At 60.8% G+C, this 21,558-nt stretch carries 16 protein-coding genes; 6 read left to right on the plus strand and 10 right to left on the minus strand.

The features are described from left to right. Window positions 1–86: 86 nt before the first annotated feature. The 10 genes from cysG to O9X91_RS16555 form a co-directional block, all read right to left on the minus strand. Window positions 87–1,547, minus strand: coding sequence for a siroheme synthase CysG (gene cysG / locus O9X91_RS16510; RefSeq protein ID WP_269833618.1), 1,461 nt, complete (start codon window positions 1,545–1,547; stop codon window positions 87–89). Further along, a complete protein-coding gene (locus tag O9X91_RS16515; protein ID WP_269833626.1) occupies window positions 1,519–4,167 on the minus strand; it encodes a nitrate reductase in 2,649 nt (882 codons plus the stop codon). The genes cysG and O9X91_RS16515 overlap by 29 nt, the downstream gene beginning before the upstream one ends. Before the next feature lie 226 nt (window positions 4,168–4,393). Next, the gene (nirD, locus tag O9X91_RS16520) at window positions 4,394–4,729 is read right to left on the minus strand and encodes a nitrite reductase small subunit NirD (protein WP_003519747.1); all 336 of its coding nucleotides are present in this window, start codon (window positions 4,727–4,729) and stop codon (window positions 4,394–4,396) included. 5 nt (window positions 4,730–4,734) lie between these two features. Next, window positions 4,735–7,182: a nitrite reductase large subunit NirB gene (gene nirB / locus O9X91_RS16525; RefSeq protein WP_269833619.1), complete on the minus strand. Its 2,448-nt coding sequence runs from the start codon at window positions 7,180–7,182 to the stop codon at window positions 4,735–4,737. A gap of 5 nt (window positions 7,183–7,187) precedes the next feature. Next, window positions 7,188–7,985 (minus strand): ABC transporter ATP-binding protein, encoded by a 798-nt coding sequence (locus tag O9X91_RS16530; protein ID WP_077983241.1) that lies wholly within the window; start codon window positions 7,983–7,985, stop codon window positions 7,188–7,190. 13 nt (window positions 7,986–7,998) lie between these two features. Further along, window positions 7,999–8,892 carry a nitrate ABC transporter permease gene (gene ntrB / locus O9X91_RS16535; protein ID WP_142913552.1) on the minus strand — a complete coding sequence of 298 codons (894 nt, stop codon included), beginning with the start codon at window positions 8,890–8,892 and terminating at the stop codon, window positions 7,999–8,001. 113 nt (window positions 8,893–9,005) lie between these two features. Then, window positions 9,006–10,298 (minus strand): CmpA/NrtA family ABC transporter substrate-binding protein, encoded by a 1,293-nt coding sequence (locus tag O9X91_RS16540; protein ID WP_077983239.1) that lies wholly within the window; start codon window positions 10,296–10,298, stop codon window positions 9,006–9,008. A 379-nt stretch (window positions 10,299–10,677) separates the two neighbouring features. Continuing rightward, on the minus strand, window positions 10,678–11,973 hold the full coding sequence (locus tag O9X91_RS16545; protein WP_269833620.1) for a CmpA/NrtA family ABC transporter substrate-binding protein: 1,296 nt from the start codon (window positions 11,971–11,973) through the stop codon (window positions 10,678–10,680). 35 nt (window positions 11,974–12,008) lie between these two features. After that, on the minus strand, window positions 12,009–12,596 hold the full coding sequence (locus O9X91_RS16550; RefSeq protein WP_077983262.1) for an ANTAR domain-containing response regulator: 588 nt from the start codon (window positions 12,594–12,596) through the stop codon (window positions 12,009–12,011). A 101-nt stretch (window positions 12,597–12,697) separates the two neighbouring features. Continuing rightward, on the minus strand, window positions 12,698–13,363 hold the full coding sequence (locus O9X91_RS16555) for a GntR family transcriptional regulator (RefSeq protein ID WP_077983237.1): 666 nt from the start codon (window positions 13,361–13,363) through the stop codon (window positions 12,698–12,700). A 266-nt stretch (window positions 13,364–13,629) separates the two neighbouring features. Between O9X91_RS16555 and O9X91_RS16560 the strand changes: the two genes are divergently transcribed. The 6 genes from O9X91_RS16560 (at window position 13,630) to amyA (ending at window position 21,533) form a co-directional block, all read left to right on the plus strand. Then, on the plus strand, window positions 13,630–14,871 hold the full coding sequence (locus tag O9X91_RS16560; RefSeq protein WP_077983236.1) for an NRAMP family divalent metal transporter: 1,242 nt from the start codon (window positions 13,630–13,632) through the stop codon (window positions 14,869–14,871). Between the two features lie 123 nt (window positions 14,872–14,994). Next, window positions 14,995–15,762, plus strand: coding sequence for a LamB/YcsF family protein (locus O9X91_RS16565; protein ID WP_173991284.1), 768 nt, complete (start codon window positions 14,995–14,997; stop codon window positions 15,760–15,762). 11 nt (window positions 15,763–15,773) lie between these two features. Then, on the plus strand, window positions 15,774–16,583 hold the full coding sequence (locus O9X91_RS16570; protein WP_077983231.1) for a putative hydro-lyase: 810 nt from the start codon (window positions 15,774–15,776) through the stop codon (window positions 16,581–16,583). A 7-nt stretch (window positions 16,584–16,590) separates the two neighbouring features. After that, window positions 16,591–18,180, plus strand: coding sequence for a 5-oxoprolinase subunit B/C family protein (locus tag O9X91_RS16575; RefSeq protein WP_173991300.1), 1,590 nt, complete (start codon window positions 16,591–16,593; stop codon window positions 18,178–18,180). A gap of 17 nt (window positions 18,181–18,197) precedes the next feature. Then, window positions 18,198–19,934 (plus strand): acetyl/propionyl/methylcrotonyl-CoA carboxylase subunit alpha, encoded by a 1,737-nt coding sequence (locus O9X91_RS16580; RefSeq protein WP_137411281.1) that lies wholly within the window; start codon window positions 18,198–18,200, stop codon window positions 19,932–19,934. Window positions 19,935–20,045: 111 nt separating this feature from the next. Further along, complete coding sequence (gene amyA, locus O9X91_RS16585) at window positions 20,046–21,533, plus strand: alpha-amylase (RefSeq protein WP_142913557.1); 1,488 nt, start codon at window positions 20,046–20,048, stop codon at window positions 21,531–21,533. Window positions 21,534–21,558 lie beyond the last annotated feature (25 nt).

Here is a 21,558-nt window from a genome sequence, read left to right on the forward strand (position 1 = left end):
ACCGTTCCACAGTAGCGATAGTGGCGGTATCAAAACAGCGAAATGCGGTTCCGCAGGCAGGGCTTGAAGCCACTTGACGATATTATTTAGCCGACTTTCTCAATCAACAGGTTGGAGCGGGACATCGCCGAGGAGGCGACAGCAAATACATCGCCGATACCGATCAGCACAGGTTCGTTCACGCCCAGTCTCTTGACGGCGGCACCGAGTTCCATCAGGGGGCCGCACCAGCGCTGCTCATTCGCCCGGCTGACGGAAATCATGACCGCAACGGGCGTTGAAGCGGGCATGCCGTGAGCGAGCAGGCAGGCCTCTATGCTGGCTGCGGTTCGCCCGCCCATGTAAAAAATCGTGGTCACGGAAGGGTTTGACAGGGATTGCCAGTCGATATTCTCCGGTAGCTTTCCCTGCCGGGAATGGCCGGTGATGAAGCGTACCGACTGGGCATGGTCGCGATGGGTCAGGGAAACACCCAGACGCGAGGCCATGGCACTTGCGGCAGTGATGCCGGGCACAATCTCGACCGGGATATTTTCGGCTTCCAGCGCGGCGATCTCCTCGCCGGCGCGCCCGAAAATCATCGGATCGCCGGATTTCAACCGCACCACCCGTTTGCCGGCCTTGGCGAGGCGGATCATCATGTCATTGATGTCTTCCTGCCGGCAACTTTCCCGACCGCCGCGCTTGCCGACCAGCATGCGCTTCGCCTCCCGTCGCGCCAGTTCAAGCACCTCGGCTGAAACGAGATCGTCGAACAGGATGACATCGGCCGCCTGCAAAGCGCGCACCGCTTTCAGCGTCAGCAGTTCGGCATCGCCCGGTCCGGCGCCCACAAGCGTCACAAGGCCGCGCCCCAATCCTGCCCGCGCAGCCTGCATTCCGATATCCGCAAGCAGCCGTTCCTCGCTGCCCTCATCCAGCCTTTCGGTGAAGGCCCGATCGACGAATTTTTCCCAGAAATAACGCCGCGACGCGCCGGGAGCGAGCCGCAGATTGACGCGCTCGCGGATTGCCTGGGCGAGCGCGCCCCAGTCCTTCAGCGAAAGCGGCAGCAATGTCTCGATGCGCCGGCGGATGGCCTGTGCCAGAATGGGCGCGGCACCGTCGGTGGAGATCGACACCACCACCGGCGAGCGATTGACGATGGAGCCGAACTGGAACTGGCAGAATTCCGGCTTGTCGATGACATTGACGGGCACGCCGGCCCCCCGTGCGGCGGAATAAAAAGCTTCAGCCTCCACATCCGTTTCGCAATCCGCCAGCGCAAGTTCGGCATTTTCGAATATGCCCGGATGCCAAGGCTCGTCATGGACGTTCAGGCATGAGTTTCTTTCGATAAGAGCCGCAAAGGTCTCCGACAAATCGCCTTTGCTGCAATAGACATGCACCTCCGCCCCGCAGGCCAGCAGAAGTTCCGCCTTCCAGGCGGCGCCTTCCGATCCGCCCGCCAGAACCACACGCTTGCTCTCGAGCCCCCAGAAGACCGGCAGCTTGGCCAGTCTTTCCATGCGGGCCGGTTCATTCCGCTGCGGTTTTAAGGCATCCATCGATGATCCCCCTGATTTCGGCGCGGCAGGAGCCGCAATTGGTTCCGGCATTCAGCGCTTTGCCGATGGCTTCGACGCTGTGACAACCCTCACGGATGGCGGCGGTAATCTGGTTCATCCCGACGTTAAAGCAGGAGCAGACAGTGGCGCCCGGATCGGCGCGGCCGGCGCCGGGGCGACCAGCGACCAGCGCAAAACGCATGCGCAAATCTTCATGGCGTTCGGTCAACTGCGAGATCGCCCAATTGCGGGCAACGGCCACCGGCTGCCTCGCGATGAACAGCGCCGCCAGCAGGATATCGCCGTCGAAGAAGGCAAGGCGCAGGTCGCCCGTGTGCCGGTCGCTGTAACCCAAGGGCTCGATTCTGGCCTCAATGCCGAAGACCTGCCGCGCCCAGAATGTCCAGTCCTGCGGCTCCTCCGCAAAAGCGAGTTCCATGCGATAGCCGCCATCCGCTTTGGCCATGGCCCAATAGGCACAATCTTGCGCATCCGGCCGGATGCGGGAGATGGCGAAACCATAGGCTTTTGCTTCGAAGCGCCTTGCCCTTACGCCCATGTTTTTCGAGGCGGGCTGACCGGAATGCGGGTCCGTCACCGGGGCAACCACGACATCGATGCGCGCCTGCGAGGCGAACTGGTCGTTCCAGTGCATCGGCGCAAACACCGAGCCGCGCGCCTGCCTCTCACTGATCAGCGCCCGCAGCAACACCTTGCCATGAGGACTTTCCAGCTCCACCAGATCGGCGCTTTCTATTCCCAGCGCCTGCGCATCGCGCGGGTGAAACTCGGCGAAAGGCTCGGCGATATGGGCGGTGAGGCGGGCGCTTTTGCCGGTGCGGGTCATCGTGTGCCATTGGTCGCGAACGCGCCCGGTATTCAGCGTCAGCGGATAGTCCGCCGATGTCCTGTTTGTCTGCGGCAAGGCGGTGGCGATCAGCCTTGCCTTGCCATCTTCATGATAAAACCGGCCGTTCGCGAAAAAGCGCGTCACCTCGGCCTTGCCGGCCTCGGCTTTCGGCCATTGGAAGGGAGTCATCCCGTCGTAGCCATCCCGGTCGATCCCGCCGATATCGAAATCACGGCTACCGGCATTTTCGAAAGCGGAAAGAGCGGCATGTTCGGCAAAAATCTCCGATGGATTGCGATAGGCGAAGGCCGCGCCGAAGCCCATGCGCCGGCCCACTTCCGCCATCTGCCACCAGTCGGCCCTGGCTTGGCCAGGCACAGGCAGAAAGCCGCGCTGGCGGGAAATGCGGCGCTCGGAGTTGGTGACGGTCCCGTCCTTTTCCCCCCAGCCAAGCGATGGCAGAAGCACATGCGCATGGCGAGCCGTGTCGGTACTCGCCATGACATCGGAGACGACGACAAAAGGACAGGCCTTTATCGCCGCCTCGACGGCACCGGCATCCGGCATGGAGACGACCGGGTTCGTGGCCATGATCCACAGCGCCTTGATGCGACCGTCCGCCACCGCCCGGAACATGTCCACCGCCTTCAGGCCGGGCTTTTGCGCGATGACGGGCGATCCCCAGAAGCGCTGGACACGGCCGCGATCCTCGGCGCTTTCGATAGCCATATGGGCGGCCAGCATATTGGCAAGCCCGCCCACCTCTCGCCCGCCCATGGCGTTCGGCTGGCCGGTCAGCGAAAATGGCCCCATGCCCGGCCGGCCGATGCGGCCGGTGGCGAGATGGCAATTGATGATGGCGTTGACCTTGTCGGTGCCGCTTTCAGACTGGTTGACGCCCTGGCTGTAGCAGGTGACGGTTTTTTCCGTGCGCTCGAACAATTCGTAAAAGGATATCAGTTCGGCGATGGTCAGGCCGGTGGCCGCCGCGATTTCCGTCAGGCTATGCGCGCGTGCGGTCTGCATGGCGGCATCGAAGCCGACCGTATGGTTTTGCACGTAAGCGCGATCGATGGCCAAACTGTCGGAAAGATGTGCCAGCAGGCCGGTAAACAGCGCCACATCCCCATCCGGGCGGATCGCAAGGTGCATATCGGCAATATCGGCGCTCATCGTCCGGCGCGGATCGATGACGACGACCTTCATCCCCGGCCGCGCCGCCTTCGCCGCCGCCAGCCTTTGATAAAGAACGGGATGGCACCAGGCGAGGTTGGAACCGGTGAGGATCACCAGATCGGCAAGCTCCATATCCTCGTAGGTGCCCGGCACCGTATCGGCGCCGAAGGCGCGGCGGTGGCCGGCGACGGAGGACGACATGCAGAGCCTTGAATTGGTGTCGATATTGGCCGAGCCGATGAAACCTTTCATCAGCTTGTTCGCCAGGTAATAATCCTCGGTCAGCAACTGGCCGGAAACGTAAAAGGCGACCGAATCCGGGCCGTGTTCGGCAATGGCGTCGAAAAAACGGGACGCGACGAGATCGAGCGCCTCGCCCCATGCCGCCCGCCGGCCGGCGATTTCAGGGTAAAGCAGGCGGCCGTCGAGATCGATGGTTTCGGCCAGAGCAGAACCTTTAGAGCACAGGCGACCGAAATTGGCGGGGTGGTCCGGATCGCCTTTGACGGAAACGACGCCGTCATCGGCAACGGTGGCGATGACGCCACAGCCGACGCCGCAATAGGGACAGGTGGTTTTGGTTTCAACGGGTATGGTTTTGCCCTCTTATTTGCCCTCTCGGCGCGTGGCGTTTACCCCCCTCTGTCCTGCCGGACATCTCCCCCTCAAGGGGGGAGATCAATTGTGGCGCGAACGCCGATTCACAGCTTGCGATACGGCCTGCGGCTATGAAGATGGGAGCCATCCGCTTGTCGATCTCCCCCCTTGAGGGGGAGATGTCCGGCAGGACAGAGGGGGGTATCTTCGCCGCCATCTCCATTCACTCCGCCGCAATCATCAGGGTCTCAAGCGCAATAGAAAGCCGCCCATCCAGATTACGCACCGGAATCGTCCGTACCTCCCCTTCATCCGCCCCCAACGCCTTGCCGGTTTCCAGCGAAATCACCCAATTGTGCAGCGGACACGTCACCGAAGCCCCGTGCACGATGCCCTGGGAGAGCGGCCCGCCCTTGTGCGGGCAATGATCCTCGATGGCGAAGACCTGATTTTCCGCCGTGCGGAACACCGCAATCTTGCCCATCGGTGTCTTCACGCACCGCGCGCCGCGCAGCGGGATGTCGGAGATATCGCCAATATCGATCCAGTTGCTGTCCATCGTTCTCACTCCGCCGCCTCGCTGAAACCGATCGCCGCCATGGGCCTGAACTCATGCTTGTCGCGGCCGGAGACACGCTCCGACCAGGGATCGATCTGCGCGAATTTTTGACTGAAGACGAAGCGCTCGAAATAGGCCCGGCGCTTGTCAGCATCCTCCATGATTTGGCGGCGCACCTCGTCGTAACCGATGCGCTTGGCCCATTTGTAGATACGCTCGAGATAGCGCGCCTGTTCGCGATACATCTGCGTCAGCGCGACGATATGTTCCAGCGCCTCGTCCTCGGTATGGACGAGACCCAGAACTTCCGTGCCCTTGATATCGAGACCCGCAGCACCGGCGAAGTGGATTTCAAAACCGGAATCGACGCAGATGACGCCGATATCCTTGCAGGTGGCCTCCGCGCAGTTACGCGGACAGCCGGAAACGGCAAGCTTCAGCTTGGCGGGCGTCCACGAGCCCCACATGAATTTTTCGATGCGGATGCCGAGCCCGGTCGAATCCTGCGTGCCGAAACGGCACCATTGCTGACCGACACAGGTTTTTACCGTGCGCAAGCCCTTGGCGTAGGCCTGACCGGAAATGAAGCCGGCCTTGCCGAGATCGGCCCAGACGGCGGGCAGATCCTCCTTCTCGATGCCGAGCAGGTCGATACGCTGGCCGCCCGTTACCTTCACCATAGGGATATCGAACTTGTCGACCACATCGGCAATCGCCCTAAGCTCAGAGGAGGAGGTGACGCCGCCCCACATGCGCGGCACGACGGAATAGGTGCCGTCCTTCTGGATATTGGCGTGAACGCGCTCATTGATGTAGCGCGACTGGTAATCATCGGCATATTCGTCCGGGAAGTCGCAGACGAGGTAATAATTAAGCGCCGGCCGGCACTTGGCGCAGCCGCAGGAGGTCTTCCATTCCAGTTCCTGCATCACGGCGGGAATGGTCTTCAGACCCTTGGCCTCAATGAGCCGGCGCACATCGTCATGGCCGAGATCCGTGCATTTGCACATGGGCTGCACGGCGGCGGGGTTGTAGCTGTCGCCGAGCGTCAGCGTCATCAGCTGCTCGACAAGGCCGGTGCAATTGCCGCAGGAGGCGGACGCCTTGGTGTGGGCCCGCACATCGTCGAGCGATGTCAGCCCCTTGGAGGTGATGGCCGTGGTGATCTTGCCCTTGCACACGCCGTTGCAGCCGCAGATTTCCGCATCATCCGGCAAGGCTGCAACGGCCGCCATAGGGTCCAGCGGCGACCCTCCCTGATAGGCCTGGCCGAAGATCAGGGTTTCGCGCATGGCGGAAATGTCGGTGGATTTCTTCATCAGGTCGAAGAACCATGATCCGTCCGCCGTCTCGCCGTAAAGAACCGCGCCGATGATGCGGTTGTCCTTGAGGATCAGGCGCTTGTAGACACCGGCCGTGGCATCGCGCAGCACGATTTCCTCGCGGTCGTCACCTTCGGCGAAATCGCCGGCGGAAAACAGGTTGATGCCGGTGACCTTCAGCTTCGTATTGGTGACGGAGCCGTGATATTCGGCCGAACCGCCGCGAAGCCGGTCGGCCAGCACCCGCGCCGATTCGTAAAGCGGTGCAACCAGCCCGTAGCAGATGCCGCGATGTTCGGCGCATTCGCCGAGCGCGTAGATCGAGGCATCCGAGGTCATCATGCCGTCATCCACGACGATGCCGCGATTGACGGCGATGCCGGCTTCCTTTGCGAGACCGGAGGCGGGACGGATGCCGACCGCCATCACCACCATATCGCCCTTGATAACACGGCCGTCTTCCAGCTCTATGCCTTCGACCTTGTCTTCACCGAGGATGCACTTGGTGTTGGCCTTGGTGACGATGTCGATGCCGCGCTCGTTCAGCGCTTTTTCCAGAAGATAGGCCGCTGCCGGATCGAGCTGGCGCTCCATGATCGTCGGCATCAGGTGGATGACGGTGACATCCATGCCCTGACGCTTGAGGCCATAGGCCGCTTCCAGCCCGAGAAGACCGGCGCCGATGACGATGGCGCGGCCTTTCCCCTCGGCGATTTCCAGCATTTTCGTGACGTCGTCGAGATCGCGATAGGCAAGCACGCCCGGCAGCTGATGGCCGGGAACGGGAATGATGAAGGGCAGAGAGCCGGTGGCGATCACCAGCTTGTCGTAGGAAACCGTGATGCCGTTTTCGCTGGTCACGGTCTTTCTGTCGCGGTCGATGCCGGTGACCTTCGCGCCCTTGTGCAGCGTGACATTATTGGCGGCGTACCATTCGTCATTATGAATGACGATATCCTCATAGCTCTTTTCGCCTGAAAGAACCGGCGAGAGCATGATGCGGTCGTAATTGACGCGCGGCTCGGCGTTGAAAATGGTGACGTCGTAGAGGCCGGGAGTGGTTTCGAACAGGTTCTCCAGCATGCGCCCCGGCGCCATGCCATTGCCGATGATGACGAGTTTTTGCGTCATGGTCGTTACTCCGCAGCTTCGATGAAGCGGTGACGTTCGTAAAGGAATTTCAGCACGGCCTCGCGGCATTTGAGATAGGTCTTGTCGGAGGCGAGCTCGATGCGGTTGCGCGGGCGTGCCAGCGGCACGTCCAGCACTTCGCCGATATGGGCGGCGGGACCGTTGGTCATCATCACGATACGGTCGGAGAGCAGCACCGCCTCGTCGACATCATGGGTGATCATGACCATGGTGTTGCCGAGCCGGGCGTGGATTTCCATCACCGCGTCTTGAAGATGGGCGCGGGTCAGCGCGTCGAGCGCTCCGAAAGGCTCGTCCAGCAGCAGGATTTTCGGCTCCATGGCGAGCGCCCGTGCGATGCCGACGCGCTGCTTCATGCCGCCGGAAATTTCAGACGGTTTCTTGTCTTTTGCGTGGGCCATCTGCACGAGATCGAGATTGCGCATGACCCAGTCGTGCCGCTCGGCCCGTGTCTTGGTGTTGCGGAACACTTTCTCCACGGCGAGATTGACGTTTTCATAGACCGAAAGCCACGGCAGCAGGCTGTGGTTCTGGAACACGACAGCGCGTTCCGGACCGGGCTCGTTGACCTCCCGGTTTTCGAGAAGCACCGCACCGGCGGAGACTTTTGTCAGCCCGGCGATGAGGTTCAGCATGGTGGACTTGCCACAGCCGGAATGGCCGATGACCGAGACGAATTCGCCTCTGCCGATGGTGAGGTTGATGCCTTTCAACACCTCGGCGCGTGCGCCGCCCTTGTCGAAATATTTGTCGATATGATCGAGCTTAAGATAAACGTTCATAATTTTGGCCCCCTCAATTAGCCGCAGCGCCGCGGGTGATGACCTTGCCGAGAGCAGCCACCAGCTTGTCGAGCATGAAGCCGACAATGCCGATGTAAGCGAGCGCCACGATGATGTCGGGCAGGCGCGAGGAGTTCCACGCATCCCAGATGAAGAAACCGATGCCGACGCCGCCGGTCAGCATTTCCGCCGCAACGATGGCGAGCCACGAAAGGCCGATGCCGATACGCAGGCCGGTGAAGATATAGGGCGCCGCCGAAGGCAGCATGATCTTGAAGAAAAATTCCAGCTGGTTGAGCCGCAGCACCTGCGCCACGTTGCGGTAGTCCTGCGGAATATTGCGCACGCCGACCGCCGTGTTGATGATGACCGGCCAGATGGAGGTGATGAAGATCACGAAAATGGCGGAAGGGTTGCTGTCCTGAAAAGCGGCCAGCGACAGCGGCAGCCAGGCAAGCGGCGGCACGGTGCGCAGCACCTGAAAGATCGGGTCGAGACCACGCAAGGCCCAGACCGACTGGCCGATGACGGCACCGAGAATGATGCCGGCGATCGCCGCAAGGCCGAAACCGTAAGCCACGCGCTCCAGCGATACCAGCACACGCCAGCCAAGGCCGATATCCTGCGATCCGTTCTCGAAGAACGGCGATACGATGAGATCGTAGCTTTCCTCGAAGACCTGGCTTGGCGGCGGCAGCGATGCGCCCGGCGCGGAACAGAGAAGCTGCCAGACACCGAGCAGAATGGCGAGTACGAGGAATGGCGGTATGGTGTTGCGGGCCGCCGCCACACTCCATTTGCGCAGATCGATGCGCGGTGACTGTTTCGGCGCAAGCGACACGATATTTGCCTTCTGCGCTACCGGCTGATGCGGCTCTTCGTTGAATTTACGGGCCAATGCGGACATGGGCGTTCCCTCTTGATTTCGGTTGCGGTCTGGGCTCGCCCCTCATCCGGTCTTCAGCGGCGCCGGTTGGGTGGCACTGCTGGCGGATGAGGAGCGGCACCCGGCTCTCCTCCTCAGGAGGCCGCCTTGATGGACAGGCTTTCGAGATAGGCCGACGGGTTTTCAGGATCGAAGACCTTGCCGTCGAAGAAGGTTTCCTTGCCGCGCGAGGTGGAGGCGGGAAGATCGGCAACGCCGAGATCCTTGGCCGCCTCGCGCCAGATATCCTCGCGGTTGACCTTCGCGACCAGCGCCTTCACATCCGTATCGGGCGCGAATTTGCCCCAGCGGATGTTCTCCGCGATGAACCAGCTGTCATGGCTGCGGAAGGGATAGGAGGTGTGGTCCTGCCAGAACTTCATCTGCAGGCCGGTATTTTCGAGCACGCGGCCGTTGCCGTAATTGATATTGCCCTTGAGGCGACCGAGAACGTCCTTCGGTGGCACGTTAAACCATTGGCGTTTGCCGAGGATGGCGGACATTTCCTCCTTGTTCGCCATTTCATCGCACCATTGCTGCGCCTCCATGACGGCCATCAGCAGCGCCTTGGTGGCGTTAGGGTTCTTTTCCACCCAGTCGGCGCGCATGCCGAGCGCCTTTTCCGGATGGCCCTTCCAGAGTTCGCCGGTGGTACAGGCGGTGAAACCGATGCCCTGATTGACGAGCTGCTCGTTCCAGGGTTCGCCCACACAGAAGACGTCCATATTGCCGACCTTCATATTGGCGACCATCTGCGGCGGCGGAACGACAATGGTGGAGACGTCCTTGTCCGGGTCGATGCCGCCGGCGGCAAGCCAATAGCGAAGCCACAGATCATGCGTGCCGCCGGGGAAGGTCATGGCGGCCTTGATTTCCTTGCCCTCGGCCTTCTTTTTCTCAAAAGCCGCCTTTAACTTGGAAGCATCCAGTTGAACGCCGGTTTCGGCATATTCCCTGGCGGCGGAAATGCCCTGGCTGTCGAGGTTGAGGCGGGCGAGGATGGCCATCGGCACCGGCACATTATTCTGGGTCACCCTGCCGGTATGCATGAGATAGGGCATGGGTGTCAGGATATGCGCGCCGTCAATGCCGTTCGATGCGCCGCCGAGCACGAGATTGTCGCGCGTCGCACCCCAGGAGGCCTGTTTCAGAACCTCGACATCCGGCATGCCGTGTTTGGCGAAGAGGCCCTTTTCTGCCGCAACGATGAGCGGGGCGGCATCGGTCAGCGCGATGAACCCTATTTTCGCGCCTTTCACCTCGGGCTCAGCGGTGGCTGCGAAAGCACCGGAAGGAAAGGCCGCGCGCACGGCGCTGACGAGGGCGACGGCGGCTGTCGTCTTCAATATCGTGCGGCGGCTGACAGCGCCGGAGACTATCTCTTTCATTCGCATGTTCCCCTTATTAGGCCACCTTTGCGGGTGACGTTTTCGCTTGCGAAAAAACCTGAAAATAAAAAAACGCCGCTCGGTGTTTGCGCCTGCGGAACGGGAGGTGTTCCGGGCAGCAAAACCTTGCGACGTCTATGTCTTTGAAAGCGCCTATGCCGCGCCCTGCTCGCCCCGATCGCCGTTGACCGGTGCAAACAAAGAGACGCAAGAGGCGTGCCAGTTTTCTATATGGAAGCTATATTATTGTAAATAAAACAGAATTTCTGAATTCTCGTCAAACGATCAAATTTTAACCAGCCGCAATTTTGTCTATCGTTTGCGCAACTGGAGAAATTCCGCGCTTGAAATTTGCGCAGCTAGCCCGGCTGAACTGCTCTCAGGCTTCGCCTTGGGAGGTGGAAACAGGGGCAGAACTGCGCACGGCAAAACCATTCACATACCCTGTAATGTCAGCGGGATCAAAGACGAAGCCGTCCACAAAACGGTCGCCAGCCTCCTGCCCTTCGATGCGGATATCGGCATCATCAGGCGCATTGGCATCGCCCAGCGCCGCCCTATAAATATCCGGCCGATAGGCAGACAGGGCGGCCTCCATACCTGCCTGTGAAAACTCGGCCTGCCCCCAGCGGATCATCTGGCTGTAAATCCACAATGCCTGGCTCTGGCGCGGATAATTGGCGTGACGGCCGTGGAAGATGAAATAATTGTCGATCACCCGGCGGTTGCCCTGGCTGTCGATGCTGAACTCACCAGCAAGCACACGGCGGATGATGCCTTCCGGTGCGCCGATATAGCGGGGATCAGCAAGCACCCGGCTCAGATCATCGTGATTTCCCGCAACATCACACCAGCGCGCGGCGGCATCGAGCGCCGACAGCAACCGCCCGACGGTTTCCTGCTGGTTTTCCGCCCATTCGGGTCGCATGCCAATGACCTTTTCCGGTGCGGAAGGCCACAGATCCTGCTTGGCGGCAACGATCCGGCCGACACCACGCTCGGCGGCGACGATGTTCCATGGCGCACCGACGCAGAAACCGTCAATGGCTCCGGCAGCGAGCGCATCCGAGGTCAATGGCGGCGGAACCACCACAAGCTTCACATCATGATCGGGATGAATACCGCCAGCGGCCAGCCAATAGCGAAATTCGTAATTATGCGATGAAAACGGATAGGTCATGCCGAGCGTCGGCGGCGGCTCGCCGCGGGCGCGCATATCATCGAGCACCCGCTTCAACGCCTCGGCGTTTTCCAGCGCTCCCGCCGTTTCGGAAAGCCCGGTCAAAGCCTTCATCCGCTCAAAAAGCCGGGTCGAGAGCGTGATCGCATTGCCGCCCCGTCCGAGTGAAAAGGGCGTGATCGTCGGCGACGGGTTGGAGCCGAGCCCGAGCATGGAGGCGACCGGCATCGGCGACAGCATGTGGGCGATATCGAATTGCCGAAACGCCAGCCGGTCGCGCACATTCGCCCAGGAAACATCCTTGACGAGATCGAGCGAAAGGCCTTCGCGTTCGGCGAAACCGAATTCGGCCGCAGCAATCAGGACGGATGCGTCGACAAGCGGAATAAAGCCGGCACGCAGGATTTTCTGCCGGTCGCTGCCGACGACTGCGGGTGCGCCCTGGGCTTGCGTTATTCCACTGTGTGATCCGGCCGTTTTTTCCGGTGCCGCCATATCATGCACTCCTTGACTGTCCGACCGGCGGTTCGTCACATCAACAGACCGGCCGCGGTGACCACGCTTTGCGCGATCTCGGAAATCTTCTTTTTCTCGTTCATTGCCGTCTGGCGCAAAAGCGCAAACGCCTCCTCTTCGGAAAGACCACGCATCTTCATCAGGATGCCCTTGGCGCGCTCGATGACCTTGCGTTCCTCAAGCGCCGACTTGGCGTCGGCAAGTTCCCGTTGCAGACGGCTGAAAGCATTAAAGCGGCTGACTGCCATATCGAGAATGGGCTTGACCCGCTCCTTCTTCAGCCCGTCCACCACATAGGCGGAAACGCCCGCCTCGACGGCCGCCTCGATGGACGCCGTGTCGGAACGATCGACAAACATGGCGATCGGCCGGCCAACCGTGCGGGTGAGCTGGAACAGATGCTCCATCATGTCACGATTGGGATTTTCCAGATCGATGAAAATGACGTCGGGCTGCAGCGTCTCGATGGTGCGCGCCACCCCATTCACCTCATGGATGACCGTGACGCGATAATAGCCCGCCTCGCGTAGCCCCTCCTCGATGATGGAGGCGCGGATCGCGTTTTCGTCGATAACGAGAATGGTCAGGTCGCGAAGCGTCATGTCGTCATTGATGACGCAGCGCAGCAAACTTGGCAATCGGCTGCGGATGCAAAAAATGGCGGGAGCGGCAAGGGTCGTTTCCTCCCCTGCCGCCCGTCATGTCAGGAAGCGTGTTCGACGGCGCGTTCAAGCGCCTTCAGAACCGTACGCTCGGACAGATTGAGATAGATTTCCATCTCCTCACCGGCTTGTTGCGCCTTGCCTTCTTCCATCAGCGACAGGATCTTGCTGTTCATGTCCACAAAGGGGGAATGAAGCTGTTCGGGATCTTTCAGCAAACCGAAGCAAAGCCTGAGCTCAGCGGCGATACGCTCGTAAAAATCACTGAGACGGGCACTGTCGAGAAGATCGACGACCGCAGCGTGGAATTTCATGTTGGCGCTTCCAACACCCAGCCAGTCGGCATCTTCACGCTTGACCTTGGCGTCCTCGACCGCTGCCCGCATTGTCTTGATCGCGGGGTGCTTGTGCCAGGCCTGACGCAACGCGCCGCATTCCACCATGCGCCGCACCCGGTAGATATCGATCACCGAAGACATGGTGGGCACGGCAACGAAGACACCGCGATTGGCTTCATGGCGCAATAGCCCGTCCTTGGTCAAAAGCCGGAAGGCTTCACGCAACGAATTGCGGGAGACGTCGAAACGTTCGCTGAAGGCTGCCTCGGAAAGGCGCTGCCCCGGCGCCAGCTCACCAGATATCAGCAGGGTGCGAATACCCTTTGCCAATCGATCCGCAAGCGGCAGACCCTCTATCGTTTCCGTCATGGCGCTCCTTTCTGAAGAGCAATGCAGCATCGGGAATTCCGTGACAGGCATGTTCAGACACGGCTATGTTCTGCCCATAGCACAAAGCATTAGCAAAGCACGAAAAAAACGTGGTGAATTCATGCGCATAACGTCCAACAAATAGACAAAATGAGAGAACGATTATTATTTATTGTTGAACAATATTGACAAATTCACGGAACACGACAAACTCTTGCCATAAAGCATCCGCGAGGGGCGGATAGCGATAGGAGCGGAGAAAATCCATGGAGCAGAAAAAGCTCACCCCGACTGCCGACCTAAAAATGTCAAAACGCGCATCTCTTCTGGGAGCGATCTTCCTGATGGCGACATCCGCCATCGGTCCGGGCTTCATCACGCAGACGGCGACATTCACCACGCAGCTGGGCGCGGCCTTCGCTTTCGGCATTCTTGCCTCCATCCTCATCGACTTCGTCGTCCAGCTCAACATCTGGCGCATTGTGACGCTGACGCGTATGCGCGCATCCGATATCGCCAATGCCGCCATTCCCGGCGCCGGTTATTTCCTGGCTATCCTCGTCATCATCGGTGGCCTGTTCTTCAACATCGGCAATATCGGCGGCACCGGCCTTGGTCTCAATGCCATTTTCGGGCTGGACCCGAAAATCGGCGGCGCCATCAGCGCGATATTCTCCATCGCCATCTTCGTTTCCAAGCGTGCAGGGCTGGCAGTCGACCGGTTCATTATCTTCGCCGGCCTCATGATGATCGTGCTGACGCTCTATGTGGCGTTCGTTTCGGCACCGCCGGTGGGTGACGCCTTCCGCCAGACCTTCTTGCCCGATACGATCAATTTTGCGACCATCACCACCATCGTCGGCGGCACCGTGGGCGGCTACATCACCTATTCGGGCGCACACCGGTTGCTGGACCGGGGAATGGTCGGCATCGAAAACCTGCCTGTCGTCAACCGCGCCGCGCTGACCGGCATCGCCGTCACCGGCATCATGCGCTATGTGCTGTTCCTCGCCATTCTCGGCGTCGTCGCCAGCGGCGTCATCATCGATACGTCCGGCCAGGCCGCCAACCCTGCCGCACAGGCTTTCCGGTCGGCTGCGGGCGATCTCGGCTTCCGGCTCTTCGGCATCATCTTCTGGGCAGCGGCCATCACCAGCGTCATCGGCGCAGCCTACACCTCCGTATCGTTCCTGCCCGTCTTCAAGCAGGACATGAGCGAACGTGCCCGTAACATAGCGACGATTATTTTCATCGCCGTTTCGCTCGTCTGCTACCTGCTGATCACCACGCCACCCGCCGCCATGCTGGTTTTCGTCGGCGGCCTGAACGGCCTCATCCTGCCCATCGGCCTTAGCATCTTCCTGTTTGCCGCGTGGAAACGCGAAGACCTGATGGGCGGCCATCGCTACTCGCGCATCCTGCTCGGGCTTGGCGTTCTGACCTGTGCCTTGACGTGGTACATGGGCTACAAGTCTGCTGGCACCATCTTCGGCCTGCTCGGCCTGTAATAAACTGGAGCGTTTCCGCATTTCGGAGAAAAGCGGAAACGCTCTACATATCTGTTTTTACGCATTTTCCGGACGCAAAACCGTTACGCACTTTTGCTGGAAATGCTCTAAAGGGAGGCAAACATGGCCGCTATCGATCTCAACAGCGATCTTGGCGAAAGTTACGGCGCGTGGCGCATGGGAGACGATGAGGCGATGCTCGCCATCGTTTCCAGCGCCAACATTGCCTGCGGATTTCATGCCGGCGACCCTGCCGGCATCTACCGCACCGTCAAGGCCGCTGCGGAAAAAGGCGTGGTCGTCGGCGCTCATGTCTCCTATCCGGACCGCGTCGGCTTCGGCCGCCGCGATCTGGACGCCACCTCGGAAGAACTGATTGCCGATGTCATCTACCAGATCGGTGCGCTGAAGGGTGTTGCCGCCGCTGCCGGCACCACGGTGCGTTACGTCAAGCCGCATGGCGCGCTCTATAACCGCATCGCCAATGACGCAAAACAGGGACAGGCCGTCATCGACGGCATCAAGGCCATCGATCCTTCACTGGTGCTGATGGGCCTTGCCAACGCGCCCATCCTCGATCTCGCCCGCAAATCCGGTCTTGCCGTCGTTGCCGAAGCCTTTGCCGACCGCGCCTATACGCCTCAAGGCCAGCTCGTCTCCCGCCGCGAAGCCGGGGCCGTGCTGCACGACGCGGCAAAAATCGCCGACCGCATGGTGCAGCTTGCCCGCGAAGGCACGTTGGAGGCAATCGATGGCAGCGTCATAAAAATCGAGGCGCAATCCATCTGCGTGCATGGCGACAGCCCCGGTGCGGTCGCGATCGCCCAGGAAATCCGCCGCCGTTTCGAGGCTGATGGCATCGACATCCGCTCTTTTGCATCCAGTCTCTGAAAGGATAGCCGATGACGATACCGACATCCTATCTCAACCACACGGACGCCGACGCCGCACGAAAGGCCCGTGCGACCTATCGTGACGGCCTCGTCGCCCCAACTTCCGGCATTGCACCCGGCTTCACGCAGGCGAACATGATCGTGCTGCCGCGCGACTGGGCCTTCGATTTTTTGCTTTATGCGCAGCGCAATCCCAAACCCTGCCCGGTGCTGGATGTCTCCGATCCCGGTTCGCCCACCACGCTTCTGGCGCCCGGCGCCGATCTGAGAACCGACCTGCCGCTCTACCGCATCTGGCGGGACGGCAAGCTTGTCGAGGAAACGGCCGACGCCACCGCCGCCTGGGCGGAGCGTGACGATCTCGTCGCCTTCCTCATCGGCTGCAGCTTCACCTTCGAAACGCCGATGGTGGAAGCGGGCATCGAGATCCGCCACATGACCGACAAGAGCAATGTGCCGATGTATCTCACCAACCGCCCCTGCCGTCCGGCCGGTCGGCTGAAGGGCAATATGGTCGTTTCCATGCGGCCGATCCCGGCGTCGCGCGTGGCCGATGCCGCAACAATTTCGGGACGTTTTCCCGCCGTACACGGGTCGCCCGTGCATGTCGGCGCACCCGAAGAGATCGGCATTACCGATCTTTCAAAGCCTGATTTCGGTGATGCGGTGCGGATCGAGCCGGGCGAAGTTCCGGTGTTCTGGGCCTGCGGTGTCACACCCCAGGCCGCCGTGATGGCATCAGGCGTGCCCTTTGCGATTACCCATGCGCCGGGACACATGTTCATCACCGACATTCCCGACACTGCCTATCACGCGTGAGGATATGATGCGTTTTCTCCCCGTCAGCCTCACCACTATTCTTGTCGAACTTGCCGATCTCGATGAAACGCTGGCGCTTTTCGCCTCGCTTCAGAACGATCCGGTCGAAGGTATCGAAGAAACGGTGCCGGCTGCCCGCACATTGATGATCCGTTTCCGGCCTGAAACGATCGGCGTCGAAGCGCTAGCCGCGCGGCTGGCAAGCCGCGATCTTTCCGCAAAAATCGCGCCTTCGGACAATCTCGTGGAAATTCCCGTCCACTATAATGGCGAGGACCTCGCCGATGTTGCCGAATTGACCGGCATGAGCATCGAAGAAGTCATCCGCCGCCATACCCAAAGCGAGTTCACCGTGGCCTTCTGCGGCTTCGCCCCCGGCTTCGGTTATCTGGTCGGTGGCGACCCGGCCCTGCATGTGCCGCGCCGGCAAAGCCCGCGCACCCGTATTCCGGCAGGCTCCGTGGCGCTGGCCGGCGCCTTCAGCGGTGTCTATCCGCAAAACAGCCCCGGCGGCTGGCAGATCATCGGCACGACGCCGGTGAAGATGTGGGATATAGATCGTGATCCCGGCGCACTGTTCCAGCCGGGGTACCGGGTGCGTTTCTTCGACATGGACAAGGCCGGCAGAACGGTCGATGTTCCGGCACCGGCACCTCAGAAAAAAGAACCGAAAAAGGACGGCCCGCATTTCGAAGTGCTTGCCGCGCCCATGCCCGCCATCTTCCAGGATCTAGGCCGTTTCGGCCAGACCGGGCAGGGCGTCTCGGCCTCCGGCGCACTGGATCGTGGCGCATTCAACGCTGCAAACCGCATCGTCGGTAACCCCGCCAATACGTCGTGTCTCGAACTGACGCTCGGCGGCTTTTCCTTTAAAAGCACGAGCCGTACCGTCATTGGTATTGCCGGTGCGCCCTGCCCCGTCACGATTACCACGGCAGATCGCAGCTTCGCGGCCAAGGCCCATAGCCCGGTGTCACTCGAACCCGGTGATGTGGTGACCTTCGGGCAGCCGCCGAAGGGCATGCGCTGTTATCTTGCGGTGCGCGGCGGCTTCGCTGTCGAGCCGGTGCTCGGCAGTTTTGCGACCGATACATTGGCTGTCGTCGGTCCGGAGCCGGTGGGGGCAGGCGCCATCCTTTCGCTTAAGGGCGAGAAGACCGGCCTTTCCAGCGTATCGATCGACGAGGTTCCGGCCTTCGAACCGCCGGCAACGGGTGAGGTCGTCACGCTGGACATTGTTCTCGGCCCCCGCACCGACTGGTTCACGCAGAAGGGTATCGACACGCTGACCGGCCAGCTCTGGCAGGTCACGCCACAATCGAACCGCGTCGGCATTCGCCTTGCCGGCGACGTGCCGGTGGAGCGCAAGGACAGCGCCGAATTGCCGAGCGAAGGCACGGCAACGGGCGCGATCCAGATTCCCCATAGCGGCCAGCCGGTTCTCTTCCTTGCCGACCACCCGCTGACCGGCGGTTATCCCGTCATCGGCGCGGTCGCCGAATATCATCTCGATCTTGCCGGGCAAATACCGGTGAACGCCAAAATCAAATTCCGCCCGATCGGCCCCTTTGCCGAAATCGCGGCTACAAACGCATAATTCCGAGGAGAAAAGCGATGAAAAAAGTGCTGATTGCCAATCGCGGCGAGATCGCGGTGCGCATCATCCGCGCCTGTCGCGATTACGGCCTGCAATCGGTCGCCGTTTATGCCGATCCCGATCAGGACGCGCTTTTCGTCCGGCTGGCGGATGAAGCCTATGCGCTGGAGGGAATACGTCCTGCCGAGACGTATCTCGATATGGCCAAGCTGATCGCGATTGCCAAACGCGCCGGTGCGGATGCCGTGCATCCCGGTTACGGTTTCCTGTCCGAGCGCGCCGAATTTGCGCGTGCCGTTCTCGATGCCGGTCTCATCTGGATCGGCCCCGATCCGCACGTCATCGAGGCGCTGGGCGACAAGGTCGAGGCGCGGCGCATCGCCACCGGCGTCGGCGCGCCGCTGGTCGCCGGCAGCGACGGCCCGGTCGCATCCGCTGTCGAAGTCACGGCTTTTGCCGAAAAGCACGGCTTGCCCGTCGCGATCAAGGCGGCCCATGGCGGCGGTGGACGCGGCCTGAAAGTCGCGTGGAAGATGGAAGAGATCGCCGATCTCTACGAATCCGCCGTGCGCGAGGCGACCGCCGCCTTCGGCCGCGGTGAGTGCTTTCTAGAACGATTTCTCGACCGGCCGCGTCATATCGAAGCGCAGGTTATCGCTGACAAGCACGGCAATGTGCTGGTGCTCGGCACCCGCGACTGCTCGTTGCAGCGCCGGAACCAGAAGCTGATCGAGGAGGCTCCCGCCCCCTTCCTGTCCGACGAACAGCGGCAGAAAATCCATACGGCCGCCAAGGCTATCTGCGCCGCCGCCGGTTATTCCGGTGCCGGCACCGTCGAATTCCTGCTCGGCGTCGATGGCACGATTTCCTTCCTTGAGGTCAATACGCGGCTTCAGGTGGAACATCCCGTTACCGAAGAAACCACCGGCATCGATCTCGTCATCGAGCAGTTCCGTATTGCCGAGGGCCATAAGCTGCGGGTACTCGAAACGCCGGAACCGCGTGGACACTCGATGGAATTCCGCATCAATGCCGAAGATCCCGGCCGGGGTTTCCTGCCGACGCCCGGTTCTATTTCGGTTTTCGACGCGCCATCCGGTCCCGGCATTCGCATGGATAGCGGCGTCGTCAGCGGCTCCAGCGTGCCTGGTGTGTTCGACTCGCTGATGGCAAAGCTGATCGTCACGGGTGCCGACCGCGATCAGGTCCTGCGCCGCGCCCGTCGCGCGCTTAGGGAATTCCGCATCGAGGGCATCGCCACGGTGCTGCCCTTCCATCGCGCCGCAATCGAGACCGAAGACTTCATCGGCACTGACGGTTTCAAGGTTCACACCCGCTGGATCGAGACTGATTTCGCCGCCATGCCGGATGCCATGGAGCGCCCGGCACCGGCCGACGATCCCTCCGTCACCCGCACTTTCCTGGAAATCGACGGCAAACGTGTATCGGTCGGTCTGCCCAGCCTGCTGCTCTCCAGCCTCGGTGCGGTTAGCGGCAACAGCGCAGCTGTTCCCGGCGGCACCGCCGCCGCCAAGGAAAAGGAAGGCGAAATCACCGCCCCGGTTTCCGGCACTTTGCAGTCCTTCAAGGTAAAAGACGGTGACACGGTTTCGCAAGGCGATCTTCTCGCCGTCATGGAAGCCATGAAGATGGAGACGCAGATTGTCGCCCCCATGGCCGGCAAAGTCCGTCTGATCGTTAAGGAAGGCGACTATCTGCCGGCGGGCGCTGCCCTTCTCGATATAGCCGGCTAATATACGGGCGGACCATCGGCCTCACAATCGCAGATCGCGCGGCACCGGCGGCGGAACCCTTTCGCCGCCGGGGCGTTTATGGCGCGACCTGCTAACCATCGTGAGGGAAATATGGCCGGACGCACCTTGCTTCAATTCTTCCATTGGTATTATCCGGACGGAGGGAAGTTATGGAGCGAGGTGGCCGAAAAGGCCGAAAGCCTTGCGAAAATGGGCATCACCGACGTCTGGCTGCCGCCGGCCTACAAGGGCGCCGCCGGCGGTTATTCGGTAGGATATGACACATACGACCTTTTCGACCTCGGCGAATTCGACCAGAAGGGCACGGTCGCGACGAAGTATGGTGACCGCGGCGCACTCGAACATGCGGGCAAGACCCTGAAAGAGAATGGCATCCGCGTCATCCATGACGTGGTTCTCAATCACAAGATGGGTGCCGACGAGATGGAAAAGGTGCGGGTTCGCCGCGTCAATCCAGACGATCGTACCGATATCGACGATGAGGATTTCGCGGCACTCGCCTATACGCGTTTCACCTTTCCCGGACGTAACGGCAAACATTCCAAGTTCATATGGGACCTGAAGTGCTTCAGCGGTGTCGACCACATCGAAGAGCCGACTGAAGACGGGATATTCCGCCTCGTCAATGAATATGGCGATGGGGAATGGAATGAGGAAGTCGATCAGGAAAACGGCAATTTCGATTATCTGATGGGCGCGGATGTCGAGTTCAGAAACCGGGCGGTTTACGAGGAACTCAAATATTGGGGCCGCTGGCTTTCCGAGCAGGTGCAGGTGGATGGATTCCGACTGGATGCCGCAAAACATATCCCGGCCTGGTTCTTTCGCGACTGGGTCGGCCATATGCGCGAAACGGTCGATCCCGATCTTTTCGTCGTGGCGGAATATTGGCACCCCGATCTCGAGGCGCTGAAAAGCTATCTCGAACTCGTCGACAAGCAGCTGATGCTTTTCGATGTGGCCCTTCACCACAGCTTCCACGACGCCTCGAAACAGGGCGGCGATTTCGATATGCGCGGCATCTTCGATGGCTCGCTTGTCTCCGCCGTTCCCGACCATGCCGTTACGCTGGTCGACAATCACGACACACAGCCGTTGCAATCGCTGGAAGCGCCAGTGGAACCCTGGTTCAAACCTCTTGCCTATGCGATCATCCTGCTGCGCGAAGATGGGGTGCCCTGCGTCTTTTATCCCGATCTGTTCGGCACGAGCTACACCGACACCGGCAATGACGGCAACGAGTATAAGATCGATATGCCCGCCATTGAATGCCTGCCGAAGCTCATAGAGGCCCGCAGCCGTTTCGCCAACGGAGCCCAGACGGATATTTTCGACGATGCCAGCTGCGTCGCCTTTATCCGCCACGGCACCGCCGATGCGCCGGGCTGCGTGGTGATAATGTCGAATGGTGAGCCGGCGGAAAAGCAGATCGATCTCGGCCCCGATCACGCCAGGGCGGTCTGGCGCGACTTTCTCGGGCACCGTGAAGAACGGATTACCCTCGATGAGAGCGGGAAGGGCGTCTTTCCCACCAATGGCGGCAGCGTCAGTGTCTGGGTTGCAGCCGATTCCGAGTGAGGCTCAGCCGTTCCGGTCCGGAAAT

The sequence above is a fragment of the Agrobacterium salinitolerans genome (assembly GCF_027498475.1).
GTDB lineage: Bacteria > Pseudomonadota > Alphaproteobacteria > Rhizobiales > Rhizobiaceae > Agrobacterium > Agrobacterium salinitolerans.

Coding starts and splice junctions, on each gene's coding strand:
- O9X91_RS16530 (WP_077983241.1), bottom strand. CDS start 7,985: ATGAACGTTTATCTTAAGCTCGATCATATCGACAAATATTTCGACAAG.
- ntrB (WP_142913552.1), bottom strand. CDS start 8,892: ATGTCCGCATTGGCCCGTAAATTCAACGAAGAGCCGCATCAGCCGGTA.
- O9X91_RS16560 (WP_077983236.1), top strand. CDS start 13,630: ATGGAGCAGAAAAAGCTCACCCCGACTGCCGACCTAAAAATGTCAAAA.
- O9X91_RS16540 (WP_077983239.1), bottom strand. CDS start 10,298: ATGAAAGAGATAGTCTCCGGCGCTGTCAGCCGCCGCACGATATTGAAG.
- cysG (WP_269833618.1), bottom strand. CDS start 1,547: ATGGATGCCTTAAAACCGCAGCGGAATGAACCGGCCCGCATGGAAAGA.
- amyA (WP_142913557.1), top strand. CDS start 20,046: ATGGCCGGACGCACCTTGCTTCAATTCTTCCATTGGTATTATCCGGAC.
- O9X91_RS16565 (WP_173991284.1), top strand. CDS start 14,995: ATGGCCGCTATCGATCTCAACAGCGATCTTGGCGAAAGTTACGGCGCG.
- O9X91_RS16575 (WP_173991300.1), top strand. CDS start 16,591: ATGCGTTTTCTCCCCGTCAGCCTCACCACTATTCTTGTCGAACTTGCC.
- nirD (WP_003519747.1), bottom strand. CDS start 4,729: ATGGACAGCAACTGGATCGATATTGGCGATATCTCCGACATCCCGCTG.
- O9X91_RS16555 (WP_077983237.1), bottom strand. CDS start 13,363: ATGACGGAAACGATAGAGGGTCTGCCGCTTGCGGATCGATTGGCAAAG.
- O9X91_RS16545 (WP_269833620.1), bottom strand. CDS start 11,973: ATGGCGGCACCGGAAAAAACGGCCGGATCACACAGTGGAATAACGCAA.
- O9X91_RS16550 (WP_077983262.1), bottom strand. CDS start 12,596: ATGACGCTTCGCGACCTGACCATTCTCGTTATCGACGAAAACGCGATC.
- nirB (WP_269833619.1), bottom strand. CDS start 7,182: ATGACGCAAAAACTCGTCATCATCGGCAATGGCATGGCGCCGGGGCGC.
- O9X91_RS16580 (WP_137411281.1), top strand. CDS start 18,198: ATGAAAAAAGTGCTGATTGCCAATCGCGGCGAGATCGCGGTGCGCATC.
- O9X91_RS16570 (WP_077983231.1), top strand. CDS start 15,774: ATGACGATACCGACATCCTATCTCAACCACACGGACGCCGACGCCGCA.